The following is a 25547-nucleotide window of genomic DNA, read 5'->3' on the forward strand; positions in this document are numbered from 1 at the left end:
GGGCCGGTCAGCCCACCCGGTGCAGCCAGACCACGCTGGTGAAGTCACCGGCGTGCCGGAAAACCTCCAGTTCGTCGTCCCAGGCCTGACCGAGCGCCCTGGCCAGCTCCCGGTGTAGAACCGTGGAGTCCACGCCGGCGGCCTGGATGGCCGTGCGCACCCGGTCCTCCGGCAGCACGACGTTACCGGCCGTGTCGGTCTGGGCGAAGTGGATGCCCAAGGCCGGGGTGTGCAGCCAGCGCCCGCCGTCCCGGCCGGGACCCGGGTCTTCCGTCACCTCGAACCGCAGGTGGTCCCACCCCAGCAGGGCGGACGTCAGGGCCGCCCCGGTGCCGGCCGGGCCCTCCCAGAAGTACTCGGCCCGCTGGGCGCCGGCGAGGACCGGCTGCTCGCTCCAGTCGAAGCTGACTGGCTCGCCGAGGGCACGACTGGCGGCCCACTCCACGTGTGGGCAGAGAGCATGCGGCGACGAGTGGACATACAAAACGCCCCGTGCTGTCGGTGCCAGACGAGTGTGGGGTGCCGTCATCGTGTTCTCCGTTCCCTGGTTGTTGATCGAGGTGCGTCTTCCCCAACGTTCTCGAACTGCAACCACCAGGTTTTCCGCGGAACACGAGCCGGCGGAGCGGTATTAGCTGAATTATGCCCCACGGACCCGGGAACTCACAATGAGGCACGGGGCCACCGCGGCAACCCTGGCGGCGGGTCCGGTTGGAGAAGCACCATCGCGTTATGTATATTCGGTATAGCATTACTCGTCCCGACCCTCCGGAGGCCCCGTGTCCGTGCGCAGCTCACTGCTGTCGATCCTGACCATGGGTCCCGCCTACGGGTTCCAACTGCACGGCGAGCTCGGCGCACGTACCGCGGGGCGGCGGAGTGTCAACGTCGGCCAGATCTACGGCACCCTTGAGCGCCTGGTCGCCCAGGGTGCCGTCGAATCCGCCGGCAGCACGACAGATGGGCTTCCGTTGTACCGGCTCACCGTCGGCGGTCGATCCGAGGCCGTGGCCTGGCTGCATGGCACGACGAGTTCCGCGGGTGAGGACTGGAACGAGATGCTCGAGCGGGTCCTGATCGCCTCGTCATTGCCCGACGTCGACGTCGGCGCCATCGTCGGCGACTACCGTGAGGCCTGGGCGGCCCGGCTTCGGTCCGATGCCCAGACCCCGGCCCGTCTCCACGACGCCGGGGGCCTGGCCGGATTGAGCCTCGCCGCCGACGACGCCCTGGCTCACGCCGCGCTCACCTGGCTGGACACCGTGAGCGCCCGCCTGGCCGCGTCCGGCGACGAGGTCTTCCACCGTGAGCTGAGCCTGGAGCGCCCCAAGCGCGGCCGTCGTCCCGCCCTCACCCCGGCTCTCTGACCCGAACCGGAACGCGCCGCCTATTTCGCGTCCGCGTAGCTGTCCACGATCACGCACGTGAGCGGGAAGTCCACCGGGAAGTCGCCGAAGAGCAGCCGGCCAGCGGTCGCCGCCGCCGCCGTCACGATCGTCGCCACCCTGTCCGCCAGCGCGGCCGGGGTGTGCACGATGACCTCGTCGTGCAGGAAGAAGACCAGGTGCGGTGCCGCGAGGAACGGGTTCGCTCCCGGCCCTCCCGGCTCTCCTGACGCGTTGCCGGCTTCGGCGATGCCGGGTAGGTCCCAGAGCCCCTTCCGGATCTCCGCCATCCAGCACAGCGCCCACTCGGCGGCGCTGCCCTGCACGATGAAGTTGCGGGTGAACCGGCCCCAGTCCCTGGCCTGGCTGCGGGCGCGGCGTTCGTCGCCGGCGGTCGCGCCGGCCTCGGTGGCCCGGCCCTGGTCATCCTGCCAGGCGGCCCCGGGGCGCGGTGAAGACCGGCCAAGCCGGGTGCTCACGACATCCCCGCGCTCCCCGGCCCGTGCGGCGGCCTCGGTGAGCGCCAGTGCCCGTGGGTAGGCGCGCGCGAGCCGAGGCAGCAGCCGGCCGCTCTCACCGGAGGTCGCCCCGTACATGGCGCCGAGCATGGCGACCTTTGCGTGCGCCCTGGTCTCCACGACGCCGCTGGCGACGATGCCGGCGTAGAGGTCGGTGCCACGACCGGCGGTCGCCATGGCCGTGTCGTGGGACAGGGCCGCGAGGATCCGCGGCTCGAGCTGGGCGGCATCCGCCACCACGAACGTCCAACCGGGGTCGGCGACCACGGCTCCGCGTACCTGCCGCGGCAACTGCAGGGCACCTCCGCCCCTGGTCGCCCATCGGCCGGTCACCACACCGCCCGGCAGGTATTCCGGGTGGAATCGATCGTTGATGATCCAGCTCTCCATCCAGTACCAGCCGTTGTTGCTCAGCAGCCTGGCCAGCTTCTTGTACCGTAGCAGGGGCTCGATGACGGGGTGATCGATTCTCTGCAGCTCCCAGGCGCGCGTCGACGCTGTCGTCACTCCGGCCCGGTTCAGGGCCCGGAGCAGCTCCGGCGGAGAGTCCGGGTTGATGGTGTGATCGCCGAGTGCCGCGCGGATGCCGGCGGCCAGGTCTTCGAGACGCTCGGGGCGAAGCCCGGCCGGCACCCGCGGCCCGAGCTCGGCGGTGAGCAGCCGGTCGTGGATGGCGCTCTGCCAGGGCAGTCCGGCGAACTGCATCTCCGCGGCGATGAGCGCCCCGACGGATTCCGCGGCGAGCAGCAGCCGTAACCGGCCCGGCTCCGCCGCCGTCCGCACAGCATCGAGCTGGGCCTTGAACTCCGTCAGGCCGTCCTCGGGTCCGGCGCCCTCCCCGGCGGCGGGTTCGTCGGGCTCGAGGTCGAACAGGGTCGTGCCGGTGGTGGGCGCCGCCACGGCGACCGGCGGTGCCTGGTCCCAGCGGCCGGCTGGCGCATTGGCCAGTGCGCTGTGCGCGCTCGCCTCGGCCAGGCGCAGGATCGCGTGGCACAGCCGCAGGTCGTGCGCCCGCTTGAGGCGCACTCCGCCCGCCAGCAGCAGGGGATACAGCCGTGCCGTGTCGGCGAACACCCACCGCGGCTGGTGCTGTTCGCTGTCGGCGGCGAAGTCCCGGAACTCAGCCTCGGACAGGAGCCGGTCCAGTCCGGTCGACGCCCCCCGGTCGTCGAGCGCTCTGACCCGCAGGAGGTCCGCCCCGGTCCGGGTCACCAGGAGGTACAGGTCGCACCCAGGGGGAAGATCGCGACCGGAATGAGCATGGCTGCTACTTTCGGGGGGGGGAGGCAGGCAGATTCGAATCAGTAGGGTGGACGGGACTTGAACCCGTGACCGTGCGGTTATGAGCCGCGTGCTCTAACCAGCTGAGCTACCACCCCGTGCCCCACTATCGTACTGGGCGCGGAGGCGACACTCAGTCGTGGGCGGGCGTGGCGTCCAGCACGGACGGCTCGACGGCCGGCGCCGAAGCCCCGCCGTTCTGGTTGGTGATCCGCTCACCCCGGTAGAGCCGCTCGAAGGTGTTCAGGGTGCGCTTGATGTCGTGTGCCTCGATCAGCTTCAACGACTCGCGCTTGAGCGCCTCGAGTTCGGCCGGAGCGAGGGTGAGCACGCGGGTGAGCTTCTCGGCCAGGTCCCGGGCGCTGCCCGGCTCGAACAGGTAGCCGTTCCGGCCGTCGTGCACCAGATGAGGCAGGGCCATGGCGTTCGCGGCGACGACCGGGAGCCCGGACGCCATCGCCTCCATCGTCGCGATGCTCTGCAACTCCGCGATCGACGGCATCGCGAACACGGTGGCCCGGGAATAGGCGCTGCGGAGTTCTTCGTCGGTGACGTACCCGGTGAAGGTGAAGCGAGCGCTCATGCCGAGCGAGTCGACGAGTTGCTCCAGGTTGCGCCGTTGGTCGCCACCGCCCACGATCTCCACCCGGGCGTCGAGGCCGGCATCGAGCAGAGCGACGGCCTGTACAAGTACGTCGATCTGTTTCTCCCCGGTCACCCGGCCGACGAAGAGGATCCGGTTCTCGGTGCGCGGTTCGAAGTTCGGCGAGTAGTTGTCCGCGTCGATGCCGCACGAGATGGCCTGCACGCCGCTGAGGCCGGTGTACTTCTCGAGGAACTCCGCTGCCCTGCGGGTCGGCGTCGTGACGGCTTCCGCGCGCTTGAAGGTGTGCTCGGCGTCTTTCCAGAGCGCACGGACCAGTTGGTCCTGGAACCCCTTGGGCACGAGCGAGAACTGCAGCATGTTTTCCGGCATGAAGTGGTTGGTTCCGACGATGCGGATACCGCGCTTCTCGGCCTCGATGGCGACGCCACGGCCCACCACGATGTGGGACTGGAAGTGCACCACATCGGGTTTGAAGGAATCCAGGATGATCCGGCTGTGCCGGCGGACCATCCAGGGCAGAGCGAAACGCAACCAGTCGTGCGGGCGCCAGCGCCAGCTGTGCAGCCTATGCACTGTCATAGACTCACCCTCGTGTACCTCCGTCCAGGTGCCGTGCTTCCGCGTGGGCGCCGGCGCCATGATCTGCACCACGTGCCCACGGGCGACCAGGCCGGCCGCGAGCCGCTCTGCGAACCGGGCCGCACCGTTCACGTCCGGCGCAAAGGTGTCTGCGGCGATCAGGACGCGGATCGGCGACGCCGCTGCCGGGGCGAGTCGATCGGACGACGTGCCCGGTAAATCAGATGAAGCGCACAAGTGGCGTTTTCCCTACGTAAGTGCGCCGGGGATGGTCATCCGGCACGAAGTCTGGGTGTGGACGGAACTCGCCGTCGAGGTCTGGTTGCACCTTATTCTAAACCGGCACCGCCGCGGGAGCCCCCAGACGTGGCCGGTCGGCGAAAACCTTAGGTCAGCTCTGCGATTGCGGATGGTGCTTCGCGAGCACGAACACACCCCAGATGGCGACGGCGCCGGCGAGGACGAACAGCACCGCGGCCCAGGCCGGCGCCTGCGACGCCTCGCCGAGGACGATAATGCCGATTCCCACGGCGATCAGCGGGTCGATCACGGTCAGTCCGGCGATCACGAGGTCCGGCGGGCCGGACGAGTACGCATTCTGCACGAAGTAGGCGCCGGAGGCCGCCGCGAGCAGCAGGCCGGCAACGCAGACCAGGGTGAGCCACTCGAAGTTGCCGTTCTGGGCGCGGTTGATGATCACTTTGGCCAAGGTGGCCACGAAGCCGTACAGCACGCCTGCCCCGATGATGTAGAAGATCGCCTTGAACCGGGTCCGCAGCATCACGAAGGCGGCGGCGAAGGCCGACAGGACGACGCCGAGGACGATGAGGATGGTGACCAGGTTCTTGTCCGTGACGGGCTTGTCGACGGCGGTGAACGCGGCGACGGTGACGAACAGGCCCACTCCGCCCACGCACATCGCTATGGCGATGACGGATGCCCGGTTGATCTTCACCCGGCTCACCCTGGCATTCAGGACGGCGGTGATCACGAGCGCCACCGCTCCCAGCGGCTGCACGACGATGAGGGGCGCGAAGGCCAGGCTGGTGAGCTGGAAGGCGATGGCCAGGCCCAGCATCAGGGTGCCGAACACCCAGGAGGGCCGCGAGAGCAGCAACAAGAGCTGGCCCGTGTTCAGGCCGCCGGTGACCTCGACCGTTGACGCTTCGACCTTGGTCACCCCGCGGTGCTGGAATTGTGCGCCAAGCGAGAGGAACACCGCCCCGATCAGCGCGAGCGGGATTCCAATTGCCTGGCGCGGATCGATCGCGATCTCCACAGCCAGGTCGGTCAGGTCGGGGCTCACCCAACGAGACTACCGAGATTTAGCCGATACCCTTGCTGAATGGCCGTGCGACCGATAGTTATTTCAGGAGATCCCGTCCTGCACTCCCCCGCCAGAGCTGTCGTCGACTTCGACGACGACCTGCGGGTGCTGGTGCGGGACATGTACGAGACGATGGATGCCGCCCCGGGTGTCGGCCTCGCGGGCCCCCAGGTGGGAGTGGGGCTCCGACTGTTCACGTTCAGCTACCTGGACGACGACGACGTCCAGACCAGGGGCGTCGCGATCAACCCTCAGCTGTGGATCACGCCGGTTCCCGCTCTCGAGGCCGACGAGGACGAAGACGTGGAAGGCTGTCTGTCCTTTCCCGGTGAGCGCTTCCCGCTGCAGCGGGCCTCCTCCGCCATCCTGCGCGCCGTCGACCTGGACCAGAAGCCGTTCGAGATCCAGGCGGAGGGCTGGCTGGCCAGGATCTTCCAGCACGAGTTCGACCACCTCGACGGAACCCTGTACGTGGACCGGCTCGAGCATCATTACGCCAAGATCGCCGTGAAGATCAGCCGCAAGCGCGGCTGGGGCGTGCCCGGCCTGAACTGGTTGCCGGGCGTCGACGACCTCGAGGGCTGACCCCCGCGAGACGACGCCTCAGCGGGACAGGTCGACGCCGTGCACGCCGTTGTGGAAACGCAACGACGGGAACACCGCAGAGACCGAGAATCCCACCCCGGGAACCGTGCCGGCCTTGAAGATCCCGCCGAAGAGCGCAGCGCGTTCGCGCATCTGGGTGATGCCCGCCCCTGAGACGCTCTCGCTCAACGCCCTGAGGTCATCATCGATGGTGTAGGCGGTCCTGGCGGCGAAGTCGCCGGCCGTCGACGTCTCTCGGCGAGCCGCCGCGCGGATGCCGTCGTCGTCGATGAGCAGTTGCAGGCCGTCATGCGTCCAGGAAATGGAAATCCGGGCGGTGGTCCCGGTGCCGCCGTGCTGGAGCGCGTTGGCGAGCGAGCTCTGCAGGATCCGGTAAACCGCCAGCTCGGCACCGGGCTTCAGCGGGAACCGGTCGCCGGACTCGGTGACCTCCACCGCGAGGCCGGCGTCACGCATGACACCGAAAAGGCTGGGCGCCGACTGCAGCCCCGGCGCGGCGACGCCCAGGGACTCCCCTTCCCTGGCGATGGTCAGCACGCGGCGCAGGTCGGCGAGTGTGACCCTGCCGTCCTCCACCAGGGCTGTGGCGGCTCGCACGGCCGTGGCGGGGTCGCTCTGGGCCGTGTAGCGCGCTCCCTCGGCCCGGGTTATCAGGCGCGCGAGGGAGAGCACGGCGATGTCCTGGAGTTCGCGGATGATCGCCAGCCGGCCGTGCTGCTCGGCGAGGGAGAGCTCAAGGTCCAGGCGAACCCGGTGGGCCGCCGAGCGGTCGAACCGGCTGCGGCGGCCGCGGCGGGCGGCCAGGAGCCACAGAGCCAGCAGGACGACGCTGAGGACCGCCAGGAGCAGGCTGAGACTCTGCCAAGGGAACATGCTCGCGCCTTTCGGGAAATCGGGTTCAGGATACCGGGCACAAAAAAGGCCACCGGGGGTGGAGCCCCTAGTGGCCTTTTCGCTCCCCGACTTGGACTCGAACCAAGAACCTGCGCATTAACAGTGCGCTGCTCTGCCAATTGAGCTATCGAGGAATGCGTGCTCAGCGTTCGTGCCTTGCTGGAACAGCGTTGCTACTTTACCAAAAGATTGCCGTCTGCCAAATCCGACGGGGTCCTCAGTAACCGGCGGCGGGGTCGACGACCCCGACAAAGGGCCCGTTTCCCAGCAAAGCGAGCACATTGAGGTGGATTCGCTCGGCGAGCAGGGGTGCGGTCATCTCGGGCGTGTCGGCCATGTGCGGGGTGATCAGGCACCGGGGCTCGCTCCACAGCGGATGCCCGTCGGGCAGCGGCTCCGGATCGGTCACGTCCAGCGCGGCCGAGGCCAGTGCCCGGACGGCCAGGGCCTGCGTGAGCGCCTCCGTGTCGACCAGCGCTCCCCTGGCGATGTTCACGAGGTGCGCGGTGGGCTTCAGCAGGGCGAGTTCGGCTGCGCCCAGGAGGTGTCTGGTGCCGCCGGTGAGCGCGGCGGCCAGTACGACCGCATCCGCCTGCGGCAGCTCAGCCGCCAGCCGAGCTGCGGTGACCGTGCGCACCGCCCCTGCCACGGGGTCGGCGCTTCGCCGCACCACCACGATGGAGGCTCCGAACGGCTCGAGCAGCCGGATCAGCTCGCGGGCGATGCCGCCGGCCCCGACGATCAGCACGGTCCGGCCGTAGAGCGACTCGCCGGCCGGTACGGCATTCCAGGAACGGGCCCTGGCGCGCTCAGGCAGCAGCCGCATCGAGGCGAGGAGCAGCGCCAGGGCGTGCTCGGCCACAGGCTGCGCGTACGCCCCCTTGGCACTGGTCACGAGGAGGTCGTCGCGGCGGTGCCGGGCGAGGACGCCGCTGAACGCGTCGACGCCCGCCCAGGGCAGCTGCACCCAGCCGACCTGCGGGTTTTCGTCGAGGACGTCGCCGAGCCGGTCGGCATCGGCGTAGGACAGCCAGATGATCCCCCGGGTGGCCGCGGACAACGGGGCCACCACTCCCCCGGCACGTTCGACGGCCTCAGCGAATCCTGGCGACGCCGACGCGGATGCGGTGGGCAGGATGGCGATGGGCCCCGGCGACGGCTGCCTGGCGTGCGTGCCGCGCCCGGGTTCGTCGGCGAGGACCGCGCGGTGCTGACCGGTCGGCACCGGTCAGGGTTCCGGTGCCGGGTCGACGGTGCCGACGGGCGCGCTCTGGCCGTCCGGCTCGCCGGTGCCGAGGGCCAACGCCGCCGCCAGTTCGGCCACGTAGGGGTGCCAGGGGTTCTCGAACACCTCGTCGAGGGTGCCCAGGCCCACCAGGACGCCCTCGTGCATCACCCCGATGCGGTCGGCGACCCGCTGCAGCACCGCCAGGTCGTTGCTGATCAGCAGGGCGGAGAAGGCACGCTCGCGCTGCAGCTCGCCGATCAGGTCGATGATGTCCCCCCGCACGAGCGCGTCGACACCCGCCGTCGGCTCGTCCGCGATCAGCAGCGACGGCCCGAACACCAGGGCCCTGGCCAGCGCCACCCGCTGGCGCTGGCCGCTGCTGAGCTCGTACGGGTACTTGCCGAGCAGGCTGAGCGGCAGCCGAACCGCGTCGACCATCGTCGCCACGGCCGTTTCCAGCGCCGCCTGGTTGTACCGACGGTCACGCTCGAGGACGGGTTCGGCGACGATGTCGGCCACGGTGAGGCTGGCTGGCAGCGTCACCGCCGCGTTCTGGCTGAGCATCCCCACCCCGAAGGTCAGCCTGGCGAGCTTCCGGCGGCTGATCCGGCGCAGCGGGTGGCCCTGGACGCTCGCCTGGCCGCCCGAGATCTGTGCCCGAACGTCGCCGTGGCCGCTGCCGGAATCGGCCCCGGAGAGCACCCTGGCCAGGGTGCTCTTGCCGGAGCCGCTCTCACCGAGCAGGCCGAGGACCTCGCCGTGGCCCAGCGTCAGGGTGAAGCCCCGCACCGCGACGAACGCCGAGCTGGCCCCGTGCGCCGGGTATTCAATGGTCAGGTCGCTCGCGACGATCGGGTACGGCTCGGGTTCGACGCGTCTCATGGCACCTATTCTGCCGCACGCAGCTTGGCGAGCTCCTCACGTCGGAGCGCCTGGGCCGCCGGATCGGGCACCGGCAGCGATGCGAGCAGCCGCCGGGTGTACGGATCACGCGGCGATCCGAGCACCTCCGCCCCGGTGCCCTCTTCCACGAGGTGACCGTGGTAGAGCACCGCGATCCGGTCGGCGAGAATGTCGACCACGGCCAGGTCGTGGCTGATGAACAGGGCCGCGAAGCCGAATTCACGCTGCAGTTCGGCGAACAGTTCGAGCACCCTCGCCTGCACCGAGACGTCCAGTGCGCTGGTGGGCTCGTCGGCGATCAGCAACGCCGGTTCGAGGGCGAGGGCCCTGGCCAGGCTGGCCCGTTGGCGTTGACCGCCGCTGAGCTCGTGTGGGTACCGGTCGCCGAACGCGCGCGGCAGCTGGACGGCCTCGAGCAGCTCGTCGACCCTGGCACGCGCGCCGCGGGCGCTGTCGGCCCTGCCGTGCACCACCAGCGGCTCCGCGACGCACTCGGCGATGGTGAGCAGCGGGTTGAAGCTCGACGCCGGGTCCTGGAACACGAAGCCGATCTGGCTGCGCAGCGGCTTGAACTTGCGTTCGCGGAAGCCGTTCATCTCGTGCCCGAGTACCGACAGGGAGCCGTCGGTGACCCGGGTCAGCCCGGCGATGGCCCGTCCGATGGTGGTCTTTCCCGAACCGCTCTCCCCCACCAGGCCGAGCACCTCACCGGGCCGGATGGCGAAGCTGACACCGTCCACGGCCACGAACCCAGGCCGGCCGAAGCGGCCGGGGTACTGGATGCGGAGGTTGTCGGCGACCACGACGGGAGCCTGCGCCGACCACTGCCCGGTGCGGGCCTCCGCCCGGGCCGCTGCGCGCACGACGCCCTGCCCGACGTACGGCACGGCGGCAAGCAGCTTCTGGGTGTACTCGTTCTGCGGATTTGTGAACAGGGTGGCCGCATCCGCCTCTTCGACGACCTTGCCCTGGTACATCACGGCGACCCGGTCGGCCAGATCGGCCACGACACCCATGTTGTGGGTGATCAGCACGATGGCCGCGCCGAATTCGTCCCGGCAGCGGCGCAGCAGGTCGAGGATCTCGGCCTGCACGGTGACGTCCAGGGCGGTGGTCGGTTCGTCGGCGACGATCAGCCCGGGCTCCAGCACCAGGGCCATGGCGATCACCACGCGCTGCTTCTGACCGCCGGAGAACTGGTGCGGGTAATAGTCGATCCGCGTCTCGGGGTCGGGGATGCCGACCCGGCCGAGGATCTCGATCGCCTTCGCTCGGGCGTCGGCGCGGCTGACGCCGCCGTGCGCACGGATGCCCTCCATGATCTGCCAGCCGACGGTGTACACCGGGTTGAGGGCGGTGGACGGTTCCTGGAACACCATGGACACGTCGGTGCCGCGCACCTGGCGCAGCCGCTTCCGGCTCAGCGCGATGACGTTGTTCGAGTCCTGCCCGGTCCGGCTGCTGAGGATCACGGCGCCGTCGGAGACGGCGGTCTCGGGCAGCAACCCGAGGATGGTCTTCGCGGTGACGGTCTTGCCGCTACCGCTTTCCCCGACGATGGCGAGGACCTCGCCGCGGCGGACGCTGAGGGTGACGCCGTCCACGGCGCGCACGGCTCCCGCGTCGGTGGAGAAGGACACGCCGAGGTCGTTGATGCTGAGCACGGTTTCGCGGTTTCGGGTGTCACTCATCGGTTGGCCTCGCTGTCGTCGCCGGGGTGCAGGGGTGGGTGGGCGGCGATCTCGAGTCCGGCCAGGCCGACCGGTCCGGCGGTCAGGGTGCCGCCGGGGACCACGGACGTCTCGGCAACGAGGCCGGAGGTGGCTCCGACGGCGCGGCGGCCGCGGAGCCGCGGGTCGGCCAGGTCGTTGAGGCTCTCGCCCACCAGGGTGATGCCCATCACCACCAGCACGATCGCGAGGCCCGGGAACAACGAGGTCCACCAGATGCCGCTGGTGACGTCGGACAGGGCCTTGTTGAGGTCGTAACCCCACTCGGACGCGGCGGTCGGTTCGATGCCGAAGCCGAGGAAGCCGAGACCGGCGAGGGTGAGGATGGCCTCGGAGGAGTTCAGTGTGAAGATCAGCGGCAGCGTGCGGGTGGCGTTGCGCAGGACGTGCCGGAACATGATCCGGCCGTTGCTGGCGCCCAGCACCCGGGCGGACTCCACGTAAGCCTCCGCCTTGATGCGCACGGTCTCGGCGCGGATCACGCGGAAGTACTGCGGGATGAACACCACGGTGATCGAGATGGCCGCGGCCATCACTCCGCCGACGAGGTCAGATTTACCGCCCGAGATCACGATGGACATGACGATCGCCAGCAGCAGCGACGGGAACGCGTAGACCGCGTCGCACATCACGACGAGCACCCGGTCGAGCCAGCCGCCGAAGTAGCCGGAGAGCAGGCCGAGGAGCACGCCGGCGAACAGAGAGAGCACCACGGCGACGACGATGACGAACAGCGCCGTCTGGGCGCCCCAGAGCACTCGGGACAGCACGTCGTAGCCTCCGACCGTGGTTCCCAGCAGATGGGCCCCGCCCGGCGCCTGCTGGGCGCCGAAGGCACCGGCGGTGTCGCGGAGCTGGCTGTAGCCGTACGGCGCGAGCAGCGGCGCCAGGATCGCGGTGAGCACGAACAGGGCCGTGATGACGAGGCCGGCCACGAGCATCCCGCGCTGCAGGCCCATGCTCTGCCGGACCTGGTGCACGAGGGGAAGCCGGGCCAGGATCGATCGTCTGGTGGGCCGGAGGGTCGTGGTGTCGGTCGCACCCATGATCAGTACCGCACTCTCGGGTCGATGATCGCGGCGATGATGTCCACGATGAAGTTGGTGAGGGCGACGATCACGGCCAGGAGGGCCACGATGCCCTGCACGGCCACGAAGTCGCGGGCCTGGAGGAACTCAGAGAGCATGAAGCCCAGCCCCTTCCATTCGAAGGTGGTCTCCGTGAGCACCGCACCGCCGAGCAGCAGTGCGATCTGCAGGCCGATCACCGTGATGATGGGGATCAGCGCCGGGCGGTAGGCGTGCTTCTGCACCAGGCGGAATTCGCTCACGCCGCGGGAGCGGGCGGCGTCGACGTAGTCGGTGCCCAAGGTGCCGATGACGTTGGTGCGCACCAGGCGCAGGAACACCCCGGCGGTGAGGAGGCCGAGGGCCAGGGCGGGAAGCACGGCGTGGGAGAGCACGTCGGTGAGCACGGCGGTGTTGCCGGTCTGGATCGCGTCGATGGTGTAGAACCCGGTCTTGCCCGGCAGCAGTTGCATCTGCAGCTCCGACCCCGTGGTCGCGCGGCCGGCGACGGGCAGGACCTTCAGCCAGACGGCGAAGACCAGTTTGAACAGCAGGCCGGCGAAGAACACCGGGGTGGCGTAGCAGAGGATGGCGAAGATGCGCAGGAACGCATCCGGGGCCTTGTCCCGCCAGTAGGCGGCGACCATGCCCAGCGGGATGCCGACGATGAACGCGACCAGCAGGGAGTAGAAGGCTAGTTCGGCGGTGGCGGCGCCGTAGGTGAGCAGCACCTCGGAGACGGGCCGGTTCGTGCTGATGGTGGTGCCGAAGTTGCCGGTGAAGATCCGGCCGAGGTATTCGACGTACTGGATCAGGATCGGCCGGTCGTAGCCGGCGGCGGAGATGCGCTCGGCGAGCTGGTCGGGCGTGAGCCGGCCGCCGAGGGCGGCCGTGATCGGGTCACCCGTGGTGCGCATGAGCCAGAAGACCATGGAGACCAGGATGAAGATCGTGGGGATGATGAGCAGGAAGCGCACCACGATGTAACGGCCGAGGCCGCCGCCACGGGCGCTCTTCTTTTTCTTCTGTGCCGGCCCGGCCGTACTCGGCCTCGGCGTTGTCGCTACAGTCGTCATTCCTACCTCACTCATGCACGGTGCCGTGCAAAAAAAAGAAACGGGAGCGTCCAGCGAGAAATCGCGCCGAACGCCCCCGTTGTTCACTGAGCCTGCCCGGGCTGCCTAGCCCTTGGCGAGAGCGGCGTAACGGAACTTGAACGACGCGTCGAGCGTGTCGGTTGCCCCTGTCACGGTGGTTCCGGTCACGGCGACCTGCGCGCCCTGGAGCAGCGGCACGGTCGACAGCTGGGTTGCGACCTTGTCCTGAATCTCCTCGATCAGCGCGGTGCGGGCGTCGGGATCGACGGTCACAGCCTGCTGGAGGATCAGGTCGTTGACTTCGGGGTCCACGTAGTGGTTCTTGAGGAAGTTCTCGGTGAGGAAGAACGGCGTCAGGTAGTTGTCGGCGTCGGAGTAGTCCGGGAACCAGCCGAGCTGGTACGCCGGGTAGACGTCGCTCGAGCGGTCCTTCGAGTACTGCACCCATTCCGTCGTCTGTAGGTTGACGGTGAACAGGCCGGATGCCTCGAGCTGGTCCTTGACGAGCGCGTACTCGTCGCCCGACGAGGGGCCGTAGTGGTCGTTGCTGTACTGCAGGTTCAGGCCGACCTTCTCGGTGATGCCGGCGGCCGTGAGGGTCGCTTCGGCCTTGTCGGCGTCGGGAGCGCCCGCACCGTCGCCGTAGAGGCCCATGAGGGACTCGGTGGCGCCGGTCAGTCCGGCGGGGACGTAGGAGTACAGCGGCGTGTAGGTGCCCTTGTAGACCTGGTCGGCGATTTCGTCACGGTCGACGAGGTCGGCTACGGCCTGGCGCACGGCGAGGGCCTTGCCGGCGTCGGCCTCAGCCGTCTTGGCGCCGAACGGCTGGGTGTCGAAGTTGAAGGTGATGTAGCGGATCTCGCCACCGGGTCCGTCGACGACCTTGACGTCATCGTTGCCGCGGAGGTCTTCGACGTCGGTCGCGGACAGGCTGCGGAACGCTACGTCGATGTTGCCTTCCTGCACGTCGAGCTTGAGGTTGGACGAGTCGGCGTAGTACTTCACGTTCACGACGTCGGTCTTCGCGGCGCCCAGGAGGCCCTCGTAGTCCGGGTTGGCCTTGTAGCCGATCAGGTTGTTGAAGTCGTAGCTGGTGATGACGTACTGGCCTGCGAAGGCGTTGGCGTCGACGATCTCGTCGTCGGCGGTCAGTTCGGTCGCGGAGAAGGAGTCTTCGTCGACGATCGGCCCGGCGGGGCTGGACAGGATCTGCGGGAAGATCTGGTCGTCCGGGGCCAGCAGGTTGAACACCACGGTGGTGTCGTCCGGTGCGTCGACGCTCTCGAGGTTGTAGAGCAGCGAAGAGGGACCGTTGTCAGCGGCGATGGCCAGCTGACGGTCGAAGCTGAACTTCACGTCCGAGGAGGTGAGCTCGTTGCCGTTGGCCCAGACCAGGCCCGGCTTGAGCGTGACCGTGTACTGGGTCGGCGTGGTGTATTCGGCGGACACAGCGATGTCGGGCTCGACATCCGGGCTGCCGTACGGGGTGTTCATGAGGAACGGGAAGACCTGGTTCTGAACGGCGAAGGAGCCGTTGTCGTAGGAGCCGGCCGGGTCGAGGGTGGTGACCTTGTCGGTGGTGCCGATGGTCAGGGCCGCGGCACCGCCGTCGGTGGTCTCGCCACCGGAGCTGGAGCAGCCGGCGAGTACGAGTGCCGCGGCGGCGAGACCGGCGGTGACGCCGATGTAGCGGCCGCGCCTGGTGGATACAAAAGCCATAGTCGAATGCCTCTTCCTCAAGGGTGATTGCGTCTGGGTCTGTCACACGCAACTGCGCTCAGGCGCAGGAATGCGTTGCTGTATTCCAAGAATTAGCACACAGTGCGCGTTCAACGGCAACTGGATGAAGCATCTTAATACAGCCGCAATATATGGTTCGGGCAGAAAAGCCCCGGGTTCCGTCAAGATTCGCGCAGGTTCCGGCGCTCGGCTTCCACCCGGACGAGTTCGCGCTGGATGGCGACGTAGACCTCGCGATCGGTCGCATCCGCCCGCTGCAGGCGACCGAGCAGTTCGGCCTTCTGGCGCAGCAGGTCTTTCTCGATCAGAACCGTGGTGATGTCACGCACGTACCGGGTGACCTCCCGCTCAGCGCGTTCGGGCAGCGGCGCCATGGCAAGTTCGGTGACCAGATTCGCCAGCGGCGCCGGGGTCTCCGCGACGACCCTGGCGAGCCAGTCCGGCGCGGCGGCGTGCGGCAAGGCTGCGGCCAGCGCGTCGCGGACCACGGCCAGGGACGTGTTGCTCATCGAGGTCTGCACCGCCCGCTGGACCAGCTCGATGCCCACCTGGGTGGGATGCTGCAGCATCGCCATCAGTGCGTCCCGCTCGATGCGGGTCACCGGGTCGGCCGGCAGGTCAACGAGGGCGAAGAGGTGCTCCCTCGCCGCGGGCTCCGGCTCGCCCGCCCGGCGGGCCGGGGTGGCGGGCGCGGTGCGGGAGCGGGACTGCGCCTGGCTGACGGCTCTGGAGACCTCGCCCATGTCGACGCCGAGCATGCGCGAGAGCTCGTGCACGTAGCCGGGCCGCATCGACGGGTCCCGGATGTCGCTGACGATCGGCGCGGCGGCGCGCAGTGCGGAGACCCGGCCTTCGACGGTGTCGAGGTTGTACTGGGCCAGCAGCTGCCGGATCATGAACTCGAACATGGGCTTCTTGGCTTCGATGAGCCGGCGGACGGCGTCGTCGCCGCGGTGCAGCCGCAGGTCACACGGGTCGAGCCCCTCGGGGGCGACGGCCACGAAGGTCTGGGCGGAGAAGCGTTGTTCCTCGGCGAAGGCGCGCACGGCGGCCTTCTGGCCGGCGGCATCCGGGTCGAAGGTGAAGACGACCTCACCGACGCCGCTGTCGTCGCCGAGCACCCGGCGCAGCACCTTGATGTGGTCCACGCCGAAGGAGGTGCCGCAGGTGGCGACGGCCGTGGTGACGCCCGCCAGGTGGCAGGCCATCACGTCGGTGTACCCCTCGACCACGACAACCTGGTGGTTGCGAGAGATGTCCCGTTTGGCCAGGTCCAGGCCGTAGAGCACCTGCGCCTTGTGGTACACCGGCGTCTCCGGCGTGTTGAGGTATTTGGGCCCCTTGTCGTCCTCGAGCAGCTTGCGGGCGCCGAAGCCGATCGTCTGCCCGGTGATGTCCCGGATGGGCCACACCAGCCGACCACGGAACCTGTCGTAGATGCCCCGGTCCCCCGCCGAGACCAGACCGGAGAGGGTGAGTTCTTCGGTGCTGAAGCCGCGGCCGCGCAGGTGCTTGGTGAGTTCGTCCCAGCTCTTCGGTGCGAAACCGATGCCGAAACGTTCGGCGGCCTGCGAGTCGAAACCGCGTTCGCCCAGGAAGTTCCGGCCGACCTGCGCGCCGGGGCTGCCGAGCTGTTCGCTGAAGAACTCGGCCGCGGCCTGGTTCGCCGCCAGCAGCCTGGCCCGGTTGCCGTGATCGGGCGCGTTGCCGCCGTCCTCGTAGTGCAGTTCGAAACCAGCCCGGCCGGCGAGGCGTTCGACGGCCTCGGAGAAGCTGACGTGATCCATCTTCTGCAGGAAGGAGTAGACGTCGCCGCTCTCGCCACAGCCGAAGCAGTGGTAGAAGCCGACCTGCGGGCGCACGTGGAAGCTGGGGCTGCGCTCGTCGTGGAAAGGACACAGGCCCTTCATCGAGCCGACACCGGCCGCCTTGAGGCTGACGTAGTCGCTGATGATGTCGGCGATGTTGGTGCGGGCCTTGACCTCTTCGATGTCGCCCTGCCGAATCAGTCCTGCCATGCTTCAACCATAGTTACTCGACCGCCGGGCTGATCACGGCGGGTTCGCGCGGCGTCGTCGGCTGCGGCGTCGTCGGCTGGTACGACCGCGACAGGTGCAGCCGCCGCTGCAGGGCGATGGCGCTCTGGTCGGTAAGGCTGGCCACCTGGTCGACGATCACGCGTTTGCGGGCCGCGTCGTCGTCGGCGGCCGCCCAGTCCTCGCGGAAGCCGGGGTCCAGGTGTTCGTCGCCCGTCGCCAGGAGGGTGTCGGCCAGGTAGGTGAGGGTCTCGCGTTGTTCCACGTAGAGAGGCTGGCGAACGTGGGTGGACATCACGAACGCGGCGACGATGCCCTTGAGCACGCCGATCTCGGCCTGCACCTCCCGCGGCACCACCACGTGGGCGTTGAAGCGGATCAGGTGCCGGTCGGGGTAGGCCGCCTTGGTGGCGGCCACCGCCGCACCACTGAACCGGCCGATGAGCTGGCTGGTCAGGTTCTTCAACCGGCCCTGGTCGCGCCGGCCGGCGGTCCAGCCGTGCAGCCAGACGTCCAGGGAATCGAGCCGGTCGAACGCGGCGATGAGCTCGTCGTGACTGAACTGGCCGCCGGTCCATTCGTACATGGAGGCGACCAGGGCGCTGTGTTCGCTGCGGCTGCTGAGCAGTTCCACGTCGAGGTAGCCGCTCACGACGGCGTCCTCGAAGTCGTGCACGGAGTAGGCGATGTCGTCGGAGAGGTCCATCACCTGCGCTTCCACGCAGAGTCGGCGGGGCGGCGCGCCGTCGCGCAACCACTCGAACGCCGCCCGGTCGTCCTCGTAGAAGCCGAACTTGGCCCGGCCGCTGGGGTCGGCGACCGAGGAGTCGGCCGCCCACGGGTACTTACAGCTGGCGTCAAGGCTGGCGCGGGTGAGGTTCAGCCCATAGCTTTCGCCGCGGTCGCCGAACACCTTGGGCTCGAGGCGGCAGAGCAGGCGCAGGGTCTGGGCGTTGCCCTCGAAGCCGCCGATGCCGGCGGCCCAGGTGTTCAGGGCCTTTTCGCCGTTGTGGCCGAACGGCGGATGGCCGATGTCGTGCGCCAGGCAGGCCGTGTCGACGATGTCGGGGTCAAGGGCCAGGCGGAGGGCCAGCTCCCGGCCGATTTGGGCGACCTCGAGGGAGTGCGTGAGGCGGTTGCGGGCAAAGTCCAGCCCGGCGGCGGGGCTGAGCACCTGGGTCTTCGCGGCGAGGCGGCGCAGGGCGCTGGAGTGCAGCAGCCTGGCCCGGTCGCGGGCGAAGTCGCTGCGGCTGGAATCGTGCTCCTCAGGCCGGAACCGGGCCTCGGCGTGGGTGCTATAGCCGGTCTGGTTAACCACCGCTGGTGTCCCCTTCTCCCTCGGTCAGGTTGCTGCGCTCGGCGCCGGCGATGTCGCGCGAGTCGAGCCAGAATTCCGGCAGCGACGTCTTCTTCGGACTGCCGGCCCGGCCACGCTGCCCCTCTGCGCCGATGCCCGGGTACGGCTGGTCGGGGTCGAGCGTGGCCAGCAGGTCGTCGAGCTGCGCGAGCGAGACCACGGACGCCAGGCTGGCGCGCAGGTCGCCGCCGACCGGATAGCCCTTGAAGTACCAGGCCACGTGCTTGCGCACGTCGCGGCAGGCACGCTCCTCGCTGTCGAAGAACTCGCTGAGCAGCTCGGCGTGCCGGCGGAACGCATCCGCGACCTGGCCAAGGGTGGGTTCGGCCTTGACCAATTCACCGCGGAACGCGGCGGCCAGGTCGCCGAACAGCCACGGCCGGCCGAGGCAGCCTCGGCCGACGACGACGCCGTCGCAGCCGGTCTCCTCGACCATTCGCAGCGCGTCGGCGGCGCTCCAGATGTCACCGTTGCCGAGCACCGGCACACCGGAGATGGTGTTCTTCAGGGTTTCGATGGCCGACCAGTCGGCGTGACCGGAGTAGTAGTCAGCGGCGGTGCGGGCGTGCAGCGCGATCGCCGCGACGCCGGCTCCCTCGGCGACCCGGCCGGCCTCGAGGTAGGTGAGGTGGTCGGCGTCGATGCCCTTGCGCATCTTGACGGTCAGCGGGATGGCGCCGGCCGCCGTGACGGCGGCCTCCACGATCTCGCGGAAGAGGGTGATCTTCCAGGGCAGCGCCGCTCCCCCGCCCTTACGGGTGACCTTGGGCACCGGGCAGCCGAAGTTGAGATCGATGTGGTCGGCGCGGTCCTCGGCGACGAGCATCGTCACGGCCTCAGAAACCGTCTTCGGGTCGACGCCGTACAGCTGGATGGAGCGGGTCTTCTCGCTCTCGTGATGCGTGATCAGCCGCATCGATTCGGTGGTGCGCTCGACGAGGGCCCGTGAGGTGATCATCTCGCTGACATACAGGCCGGCACCGTATTCGCGGCAGAGCCGGCGGAACGCGGTGTTGGTGATGCCGGCCATGGGGGCCAGGACCACGGGCACGTCGAGTTCGATGTCGCCGATCTTCAGCGGGGACATCGGAGCTGTCGACACCGTCTGTGTCGGAGAAGTGAAAGTGTTCATCTCCTGCAATTCTCCCAGACCTGGCTGGGCGCGCGCGCCACGCCCGGCCGCCGGTGGACAACCGCGCGGCCGGGTGCCTGGGGTGGGGCGGCTAGATGCCGCAGGAACCGGCGCCGCAGCAGCCGCCGGCCTCCGGCTGCTCGAGCAGCTGGATGATGGGGCGGAGCGCTGCCGGCGTCTGGATTACGGTGCTGTCGGTGTTCTCGCTCATGCGTTGGTCTCCTCTGGAATGGCGGTTGCTGCTCGTTCGCTCTGGACCTGGCGCAGCGCTCCCGCAAAAGTATCAGGGTCCTGTGCGCCGGAGATGCCGTATTTTCCGTCGATCACGAAGAAGGGCACCCCCTGGATGCCGTACTCGGCGGCCTGGGCGACGTCGGCCTTGACGGCGGCGAGATGCTCGTTCTCGGTGAGGGAACGCACCACGTCGGCGCGGTCCAGGCCGATTCCGGCCGCAAGGTCGGCGAGGTCGTCGATCCGGCCGACGTGGCCGCCGTCGACGAAGTAGGCCTTGAGCAGACTTTCCTTCATATCGAGCTGCCGGCCGTGGGCCTTGGCGTAGTGCAGCAGTTCATGCGCCTTGATGGTGTTCGTCTGGTGCACAGCGTCGTAGTCATAGTGCAGGCCGACGCTCTCGGCGATGCCGGTGACGCGCTCGAGCATTTCGAGCACCTGCGGGACCGGGATGCCCTTGCGCTCGCTGAGGTAGTCAATGGGGCTGCCGGCAAAGTCGACCGGGGTGTCCGGCGCGAGTTCGAACGAGTGGTACTCCACCTCGACGTCGGCGCCGTAGGCGGCCACGCCGGCCTCGAATTTGCGCTTGCCGATGTAGCACCAGGGGCACTGCACGTCTGACCAGATGTCTACTTTGATGGATTCGCTCACAGGAGGGCTAACCCGAGCGGCCCCTCCAGTTATTCCCAGCGTGGCTCCGGTCAGGCGGTGGGCGCATCCACGGCGCCGCCGTAGCGGCGGTTGCGGGCGGCGTACAGCTCGATAGCGTGCCAGAGGTCGACGCGGGAGAAGTCGGGCCAGAGGGTGTCGAGGAACACCATCTCGGCGTAGGCGCTCTGCCAGAGCAGGAAGTTGCTGGTGCGCTGCTCGCCGGAGCTCCGCACGAACAGGTCGACGTCGGGCAGCGCCGCGGTGTACAGCTGTCGTTGGATCGACTTCTCGGTGATCCCGGACGGCTTCAACCGGCCGGCGGCGACGTCCTCGGCCAGCGCGCGCACGGCATCCGCGATCTCGGTGCGGCCGCCGTAGTTCACGCACATGGTGAGGGTGAGCACGTCGTTGCCCGCGGTGAGCTTCTCGGCGAACTGCAGTTCATTAATCACGGAGGCCCACAGCCGGGGCTTCCGCCCGGCCCAGCGCACCCGCACGCCCCAGTCGTTGAGCTGGTCGCGGCGGCGGTGCAGCACGTCGCGGTTGAACCCCATCAGGAACCGCACCTCGTCGGGTGAGCGCTTCCAGTTCTCGGTGGAGAACGCGTAGACGCTCAGGTGCTTGACGCCGATCTGGATGGCGCCGGCCACCACGTCGAGCAGGGCCGCTTCGCCGGCCTTGTGGCCCTCGACCCGGGAGAGGCCGCGGGCGTTGGCCCAGCGGCCGTTACCGTCCATGACGACGGCGACGTGCTCGGGGACCACCCTGGCGGGCAGGTCCGGTGGGTACAGGCCGGTCCAGTCGAGAGGTTTGACCGGGACGGCGTCCTTGTGGGTGAAGGGTGCCGGGGCGGACCGGAAGGGGTTCGGCGTCATGGGCGCACGTGCTCCAGTGATCGAAGGCCGCGGCCCAGGTGCCACTGCGTGTACGCGGCGACGACCCCGGTGGCCTGCGCCTGGGTGGTGGTGGCAGCCTGGGCGGTGTACGCCCAGTCGCCGGTGAGCAGGGCACTGAGCAGGCCGATGGTGGCCGGGTCGAGGCGGGGCGAGCCTGGAGGAGCGCAGTTGTCGCAGACGACACCGCCGACCTGCGCCACGAAGGCGGAGTGCGGTCCTGGGGCGCCGCAGCGGGCGCAATCGGAAAAGCTGGGCGCCCAGCCGGCCATCGACAGGGAGCGCAACAGGTAGGAATCCAGGGTGGCGCCGGAGCCGTGTTCGCCGCGCGACAGCGACCGGAGCGCACCGACCAGCAGCAGGTACTGCGGCAGCGATCCCTCGGACTCGGTGAGCTTGTCGGCGGTCTCCACCATGGCGCTGGCCGCTGTGTAGCTGCCGTAGTCCGCGGTGATCTGCGCCCCGTAGGACGCAATGGATTCGGCCTGGTTGACGATGTCGAGGCTGCGGCCCTGGTAGAGCTGCACGTCGACGACCATGAACGGCTCGAGCCTGGCCCCGAACTTGGACGCGGTGCGCCGCACACCCTTGGCCACGGCGCGGACCTTGCCGTGCTGCCGCGTGAGCAGCGTGATGATGCGGTCTGCCTCACCCAGCTTGTGGGTGCGCAGCACGACGGCTTCATCACGATAAACGGGCACGGTCAATTCTCCCACTTCCGGGAGCGGATGCCCGCGCCCGCGCCGGCGGGGCCGCCGGAGTCGCTGCCGAGAGCGACGCGGCCGTGGTAGACAGTGTGAGTGCCCTCCGCCCTCTTCGCCATCCCGCTGTGGGCTGACCTCGTCGCCGTCGCGATCGGCGCGATCCAGGGCGCCATGTTCGCCGGCCGGTTCACCGACCGCCGCATGGATCTGCTGGGCATTTCGATCATCGGCATCACGGTCGGCCTGGGCGGTGGCCTGCTGCGCGACATCCTGCTCGGCGGGGTGCCGGCGGCGCTGCAGAGCAACTGGTACCTCCCCGTCGCGGCGGTTTGTGCCCTGCTCGGCATGCTGCTGCAGAGTCTGTTCAACCGGCTCGGCCCGCTGGTCATCACGCTGGACGCCGTGACGATCGGCCTGTTCGGCGTGATCGGCACCACGAAGGCCCTCGCCGCCGGGCTGCCGGAGATCCCAGCCCTGTTCGTCGGGGTGGTCTCGGCCGTCGGCGGGTCGGTGCTGCGCGACATGATGCTCAATGTGCCCATCGCTGTGATGCACGTGGGCTCGTTGTACGCCGTTGCCGCCCTGGTGGGCTGCGGGCTGCTCGTGGTGCTGGTGTTCTTCGGCGTGCCGATCAGCCTCGCCGCGGTCATCTGCGTGGTCGCGACCACGGTCATCCGGGTGCTGGCGGCCCGCTTCGGCTGGACCCTGCCCCAGCAACGCGCCCTGGGCAGTTGGCCGCATTGGCGGCGGCGCGGTGCGATCCCGCAGTTCCGCGGCTGGGGCCGGCGGCGGCGAGTTCGCGTCGCGGTCCCGGACCCGGCCGATCCGGACCCCACCGGGCGTTCCTGAGGATTTGTCACCCGAAGCGGATTTGGCCTCGCCTTTCCTCGAATCTGGGTTCAGTATTGGGGTACAACCACGTCGCAGGGAGGTACTCCATGAAACGAATAGAGGGCACTGTGCCCGACCTGTTGCCCGTCTTGGCCAGGGGCAAACACAAGAGTCCGCGCAGTGGCGCTTGCTTCATGGAATTCGCCTCGCACCTCTCCGGCGAAGCGTGGAGTGACCACCCGGCGTGTACCCACCCCGTGCTCGCGTCGCTGGCGCGGATGGTGAACGATTGCACGTCCGACGGCGCAAGGTCCCGGCTGATGACCCTCATCCCGTCGGTGATCGGTTTGCGCGGCGACGACCAGCGGGTGCGCCTCGTTGTGGCGCTCCGGGCCGCGACGGCCGGCCTGCCCGTGGTCAGCGCTGACCATCAGCGCGCGTTGGCGGTGGGGATCCTCAACTGCCAGCGGCACCTGTCTCGGGCCACTGAGAGCACCACGATCGACGTCTCCGGTCAGGTTCGGGACGCGTTCGACCGGTCCCCCCAAACCGAGCGTTGGGCGCGGGAGTTCATGGGTTCGGTCGGATCCTGGTCGCGGACCCGGTTCACGGACCGCACCGCGGAGTCGATCATCCGCATCTCGGTGCAGGGCATCGCCGAAGCCTGCATTTCGGACACCGACGAGCGGCTCTACTATCTGCTCGCCGCCGCGATCGACGACTGCACCCGCGTGCTGGGAACGCCCAAGGGCGAGCCCGTGTCGATGCCGGAGCCGTTGGCCCCTGAGGCCGCGCGCAGGGCGTTGCGCGTCTGAACGGACATACAGTCACACCAGCCACACACAACCGTCCCCGGCGTTGAACGCCGGGGACAGTTGTTTTAACGAGATCTGTGCGTGTGAAAGACAAGATTAGTGCTTGTCAAAGCTGTCTCGGCTAGACGGAGGCCAGTTCTCGGTCGCCGGTCTCGGCGCGGATGCCGCGGTTGACCGCGGACACCACGGCCTTCAGCGATGCCGTGGAGATGTCGGGGTCGATGCCCACGCCCCAGAACCGCTTGCCGTTCACGTCGAGTTCCACGTACGACGCTGCCGTGGCGTCGCCGCCGGCGGACATGGCGTGCTCGACGTAGTCGTAGAGCGTGATCACGATGCCGCGCTCCGCCATGATGCCCAGGAACGCGGCGATCGGGCCGTTTCCGGTTGCGGTGGCGCTCGTCGTGGTGTCGGAATCGCGGAGGTCGACGGTGAGTTCGACCGCCCCGGCCAGGTCACTTGAGGTGCGGGTGGAGAAGAGCTCGAAGCGGCCCCACTTCGCATCCGGGTGGCTGTGCGTGGTCGGCAGGTACTCGTCGTTGAAGATGTCCCAGATCTGCTCGCTGGTGACTTCGCCCCCGTCGGCGTCGGTCTTGGCCTGCACGACTCCGGAGAACTCGATCTGCAACTTACGGGGCAGGTCGAGGTGGTGATCGGTCTTGAGCAGGTAGGCAACGCCGCCCTTGCCGGACTGCGAATTCACCCGGATCACGGCCTCGTAGCTGCGGCCGAGGTCCTTGGGGTCGATGGGCAGGTACGGAACGGCCCAGAGCAGGTCGTCGACGCGCTTGCCGGTCTCGGCGGCTTCGACCGCCATGGCCTCGAAGCCCTTCTTGATGGCGTCCTGGTGCGAACCGCTGAAGGCCGTGAAGACCAGGTCGCCGGCCCAGGGGCTGCGCTCGGGAACGGGCAGCTGGTTGCAGTACTCGGCGGTGCGCTTGATCTCGTCGATGTTGCCGAAGTCGATCTGCGGGTCGATGCCCTGGGTGAACAGGTTGATGCCCAGCGCCACCAGGTCGACGTTACCGGTGCGCTCGCCGTTGCCGAAGAGACAGCCTTCGATACGGTCGGCGCCGGCCAGGTAGCCGAGTTCGGCGGCGGCGATCGCGGTGCCGCGATCGTTGTGCGGGTGCAACGACAGGATGACGTTCTCGCGGTGGGCCAGGTGGCGGCTCATCCATTCGATCGCGTCGGCGTAGACGTTGGGCGTGGCCATTTCGACGGTGGCCGGCAGGTTGACGATGACCTTGCGCTCCCGCGTCGGCTCGAAGATCTCGATGACCTGGTTGGTGATGTCCACGGCGAAGTCGAGCTCGGTGCCGGTGAAGCTCTCGGGCGAGTACTCGTAGTACACGGTGGTGCCGGGAACGGTCGCCTCGAGGGTCCGGCAGGTGCGAGCGCCGAACAGGGCCAGGTCGATGATGCCCTGCTTCCCTTCGCGGAACACGACCTCCCGCTGCAGCACGCTGGTGGAGTTGTACAGGTGCACGATGGCCTGCTTGGCCCCGGCGATGGACTCGTAGGTGCGCCGGATGAGGTGTTCCCGGGCCTGGGTGAGCACCTGGATCGTGACGTCGTCCGGGATGGCGCCGTCGTCGATGAGGCTGCGCACGAAGTCGAAGTCGGTCTGGCTGGCCGACGGGAAGCCGACCTCGATCTCCTTGTACCCCATCCGCACCAGCAGGTCGAACATGATGCGCTTGCGCTCGGGGCTCATCGGGTCGATGAGGGCCTGGTTGCCGTCACGCAGGTCGACGGCGCACCAGCGCGGTGCGACCGTGATGCGGTTGGCCGGCCAGGTGCGGTCGGGCAGGTCGACGCTGAACGTGTCCTGGTAGGGGCGGTACTTGTGTACCGGCATGGCCGATGCGGCCTGGTTGTTCTTCATGGTCTGTTGTCTCCTCGCAAAGTGTGGTCAGCCGACGACGAACTCCG

Annotated in this window: 22 protein-coding genes and 2 tRNA genes; 4 read left to right on the plus strand and 20 right to left on the minus strand. The window is 68.7% G+C overall.

Going from position 1 to position 25547, the window contains the following annotated elements; all coding sequences use genetic code 11:
• Positions 1-7: 7 nt before the first annotated feature.
• Positions 8-529 carry a DUF3145 domain-containing protein gene (locus JWP54_RS12350; protein WP_297372515.1) on the minus strand — a complete coding sequence of 174 codons (522 nt, stop codon included), beginning with the start codon at positions 527-529 and terminating at the stop codon, positions 8-10.
• Between the two features lie 256 nt (positions 530-785).
• Between JWP54_RS12350 and JWP54_RS12355 the strand changes: the two genes are divergently transcribed.
• Positions 786-1367 (plus strand): PadR family transcriptional regulator, encoded by a 582-nt coding sequence (locus JWP54_RS12355; RefSeq protein ID WP_297372517.1) that lies wholly within the window; start codon positions 786-788, stop codon positions 1365-1367.
• A 20-nt stretch (positions 1368-1387) separates the two neighbouring features.
• On the opposite strand, the gene JWP54_RS12360 is transcribed toward JWP54_RS12355, so the two are convergent.
• The 4 genes from JWP54_RS12360 to JWP54_RS12375 all read right to left on the minus strand — a co-directional run bounded on the left by JWP54_RS12360 (position 1388) and on the right by JWP54_RS12375 (position 5676).
• The gene (locus tag JWP54_RS12360) at positions 1388-3115 is read right to left on the minus strand and encodes a bifunctional 3'-5' exonuclease/DNA polymerase (protein WP_297372519.1); all 1728 of its coding nucleotides are present in this window, start codon (positions 3113-3115) and stop codon (positions 1388-1390) included.
• 93 nt (positions 3116-3208) lie between these two features.
• Positions 3209-3282, minus strand: a tRNA-Ile gene (locus tag JWP54_RS12365).
• A gap of 35 nt (positions 3283-3317) precedes the next feature.
• Positions 3318-4529, minus strand: coding sequence for a glycosyltransferase (locus JWP54_RS12370; protein ID WP_297372591.1), 1212 nt, complete (start codon positions 4527-4529; stop codon positions 3318-3320).
• 232 nt (positions 4530-4761) lie between these two features.
• Positions 4762-5676: a DMT family transporter gene (locus tag JWP54_RS12375; protein WP_297372521.1), complete on the minus strand. Its 915-nt coding sequence runs from the start codon at positions 5674-5676 to the stop codon at positions 4762-4764.
• Between the two features lie 39 nt (positions 5677-5715).
• On the opposite strand from JWP54_RS12375, the gene def reads away from it, so the two are divergent.
• On the plus strand, positions 5716-6282 hold the full coding sequence (gene def, locus JWP54_RS12380) for a peptide deformylase (protein ID WP_297372523.1): 567 nt from the start codon (positions 5716-5718) through the stop codon (positions 6280-6282).
• Positions 6283-6300: 18 nt separating this feature from the next.
• Here the strand turns inward: def and JWP54_RS12385 are convergent, their stop codons facing one another.
• The 14 genes from JWP54_RS12385 to recO all read right to left on the minus strand — a co-directional run bounded on the left by JWP54_RS12385 (position 6301) and on the right by recO (position 21963).
• Positions 6301-7176, minus strand: coding sequence for an ATP-binding protein (locus JWP54_RS12385; protein ID WP_297372525.1), 876 nt, complete (start codon positions 7174-7176; stop codon positions 6301-6303).
• Positions 7177-7258: 82 nt separating this feature from the next.
• A tRNA-Asn gene (locus JWP54_RS12390) sits at positions 7259-7331 on the minus strand.
• Positions 7332-7414: 83 nt separating this feature from the next.
• Positions 7415-8422 carry an NAD(P)-dependent oxidoreductase gene (locus JWP54_RS12395; protein ID WP_297372527.1) on the minus strand — a complete coding sequence of 336 codons (1008 nt, stop codon included), beginning with the start codon at positions 8420-8422 and terminating at the stop codon, positions 7415-7417.
• A gap of 3 nt (positions 8423-8425) precedes the next feature.
• Positions 8426-9307 carry an ATP-binding cassette domain-containing protein gene (locus JWP54_RS12400; RefSeq protein ID WP_297372529.1) on the minus strand — a complete coding sequence of 294 codons (882 nt, stop codon included), beginning with the start codon at positions 9305-9307 and terminating at the stop codon, positions 8426-8428.
• A gap of 5 nt (positions 9308-9312) precedes the next feature.
• A complete protein-coding gene (locus JWP54_RS12405) occupies positions 9313-11019 on the minus strand; it encodes an ABC transporter ATP-binding protein (RefSeq protein WP_297372531.1) in 1707 nt (568 codons plus the stop codon).
• Positions 11016-12104 (minus strand): ABC transporter permease, encoded by a 1089-nt coding sequence (locus JWP54_RS12410; RefSeq protein WP_297372533.1) that lies wholly within the window; start codon positions 12102-12104, stop codon positions 11016-11018. The genes JWP54_RS12405 and JWP54_RS12410 overlap by 4 nt, the downstream gene beginning before the upstream one ends.
• Before the next feature lie 2 nt (positions 12105-12106).
• The gene (locus JWP54_RS12415; RefSeq protein WP_297372534.1) at positions 12107-13201 is read right to left on the minus strand and encodes an ABC transporter permease; all 1095 of its coding nucleotides are present in this window, start codon (positions 13199-13201) and stop codon (positions 12107-12109) included.
• Positions 13202-13306: 105 nt separating this feature from the next.
• Positions 13307-14941: an ABC transporter substrate-binding protein gene (locus JWP54_RS12420; RefSeq protein ID WP_297372536.1), complete on the minus strand. Its 1635-nt coding sequence runs from the start codon at positions 14939-14941 to the stop codon at positions 13307-13309.
• Between the two features lie 182 nt (positions 14942-15123).
• A complete protein-coding gene (gene dnaG, locus JWP54_RS12425; protein WP_297372537.1) occupies positions 15124-16980 on the minus strand; it encodes a DNA primase in 1857 nt (618 codons plus the stop codon).
• A 13-nt stretch (positions 16981-16993) separates the two neighbouring features.
• On the minus strand, positions 16994-18316 hold the full coding sequence (locus tag JWP54_RS12430; RefSeq protein WP_297372538.1) for a deoxyguanosinetriphosphate triphosphohydrolase: 1323 nt from the start codon (positions 18314-18316) through the stop codon (positions 16994-16996).
• Positions 18309-19487, minus strand: coding sequence for a tRNA dihydrouridine synthase DusB (dusB, locus tag JWP54_RS12435; RefSeq protein WP_297372539.1), 1179 nt, complete (start codon positions 19485-19487; stop codon positions 18309-18311). Before dusB ends, JWP54_RS12430 begins: the two co-directional genes overlap by 8 nt.
• 207 nt (positions 19488-19694) lie before the next feature.
• Positions 19695-20369, minus strand: a complete 675-nt coding sequence (locus tag JWP54_RS12440; RefSeq protein WP_297372540.1) for a DsbA family oxidoreductase — start codon at positions 20367-20369, stop codon at positions 19695-19697.
• Between the two features lie 50 nt (positions 20370-20419).
• A complete protein-coding gene (locus JWP54_RS12445; RefSeq protein ID WP_297372543.1) occupies positions 20420-21244 on the minus strand; it encodes an isoprenyl transferase in 825 nt (274 codons plus the stop codon).
• Positions 21241-21963: a DNA repair protein RecO gene (gene recO, locus JWP54_RS12450; protein WP_297372545.1), complete on the minus strand. Its 723-nt coding sequence runs from the start codon at positions 21961-21963 to the stop codon at positions 21241-21243. Before recO ends, JWP54_RS12445 begins: the two co-directional genes overlap by 4 nt.
• A 99-nt stretch (positions 21964-22062) precedes the next feature.
• Here recO and JWP54_RS12455 point away from each other — a divergent pair, with 99 nt between their 5' ends.
• Both JWP54_RS12455 and JWP54_RS12460 read left to right on the plus strand, forming a co-directional pair.
• Positions 22063-22815 carry a TRIC cation channel family protein gene (locus tag JWP54_RS12455; RefSeq protein WP_297372547.1) on the plus strand — a complete coding sequence of 251 codons (753 nt, stop codon included), beginning with the start codon at positions 22063-22065 and terminating at the stop codon, positions 22813-22815.
• Between the two features lie 89 nt (positions 22816-22904).
• The gene (locus tag JWP54_RS12460; protein WP_297372549.1) at positions 22905-23612 is read left to right on the plus strand and encodes a hypothetical protein; all 708 of its coding nucleotides are present in this window, start codon (positions 22905-22907) and stop codon (positions 23610-23612) included.
• Between the two features lie 121 nt (positions 23613-23733).
• Here JWP54_RS12460 and leuA read toward each other — a convergent pair whose 3' ends face one another.
• Positions 23734-25500, minus strand: a complete 1767-nt coding sequence (gene leuA, locus JWP54_RS12465; protein WP_297372551.1) for a 2-isopropylmalate synthase — start codon at positions 25498-25500, stop codon at positions 23734-23736.
• Positions 25501-25547 lie beyond the last annotated feature (47 nt).

This window comes from Cryobacterium sp. (assembly GCF_025463825.1).
GTDB lineage: Bacteria > Actinomycetota > Actinomycetes > Actinomycetales > Microbacteriaceae > Cryobacterium.

Bases quoted from the DNA above. Each gene is read 5' to 3' on its own strand.
- JWP54_RS12350 (WP_297372515.1), bottom strand. From the start codon at position 529: ATGACGGCACCCCACACTCGTCTGGCACCGACAGCACGGGGCGTTTTG.
- def (WP_297372523.1), top strand. From the start codon at position 5,716: ATGGCCGTGCGACCGATAGTTATTTCAGGAGATCCCGTCCTGCACTCC.
- JWP54_RS12385 (WP_297372525.1), bottom strand. From the start codon at position 7,176: ATGTTCCCTTGGCAGAGTCTCAGCCTGCTCCTGGCGGTCCTCAGCGTC.
- JWP54_RS12400 (WP_297372529.1), bottom strand. From the start codon at position 9,307: ATGAGACGCGTCGAACCCGAGCCGTACCCGATCGTCGCGAGCGACCTG.
- JWP54_RS12405 (WP_297372531.1), bottom strand. From the start codon at position 11,019: ATGAGTGACACCCGAAACCGCGAAACCGTGCTCAGCATCAACGACCTC.
- JWP54_RS12410 (WP_297372533.1), bottom strand. From the start codon at position 12,104: ATGGGTGCGACCGACACCACGACCCTCCGGCCCACCAGACGATCGATC.
- JWP54_RS12415 (WP_297372534.1), bottom strand. From the start codon at position 13,201: ATGACGACTGTAGCGACAACGCCGAGGCCGAGTACGGCCGGGCCGGCA.
- JWP54_RS12420 (WP_297372536.1), bottom strand. From the start codon at position 14,941: ATGGCTTTTGTATCCACCAGGCGCGGCCGCTACATCGGCGTCACCGCC.
- dnaG (WP_297372537.1), bottom strand. From the start codon at position 16,980: ATGGCAGGACTGATTCGGCAGGGCGACATCGAAGAGGTCAAGGCCCGC.
- dusB (WP_297372539.1), bottom strand. From the start codon at position 19,487: ATGAACACTTTCACTTCTCCGACACAGACGGTGTCGACAGCTCCGATG.
- JWP54_RS12445 (WP_297372543.1), bottom strand. From the start codon at position 21,244: ATGACGCCGAACCCCTTCCGGTCCGCCCCGGCACCCTTCACCCACAAG.
- JWP54_RS12460 (WP_297372549.1), top strand. From the start codon at position 22,905: ATGAAACGAATAGAGGGCACTGTGCCCGACCTGTTGCCCGTCTTGGCC.
- leuA (WP_297372551.1), bottom strand. From the start codon at position 25,500: ATGAAGAACAACCAGGCCGCATCGGCCATGCCGGTACACAAGTACCGC.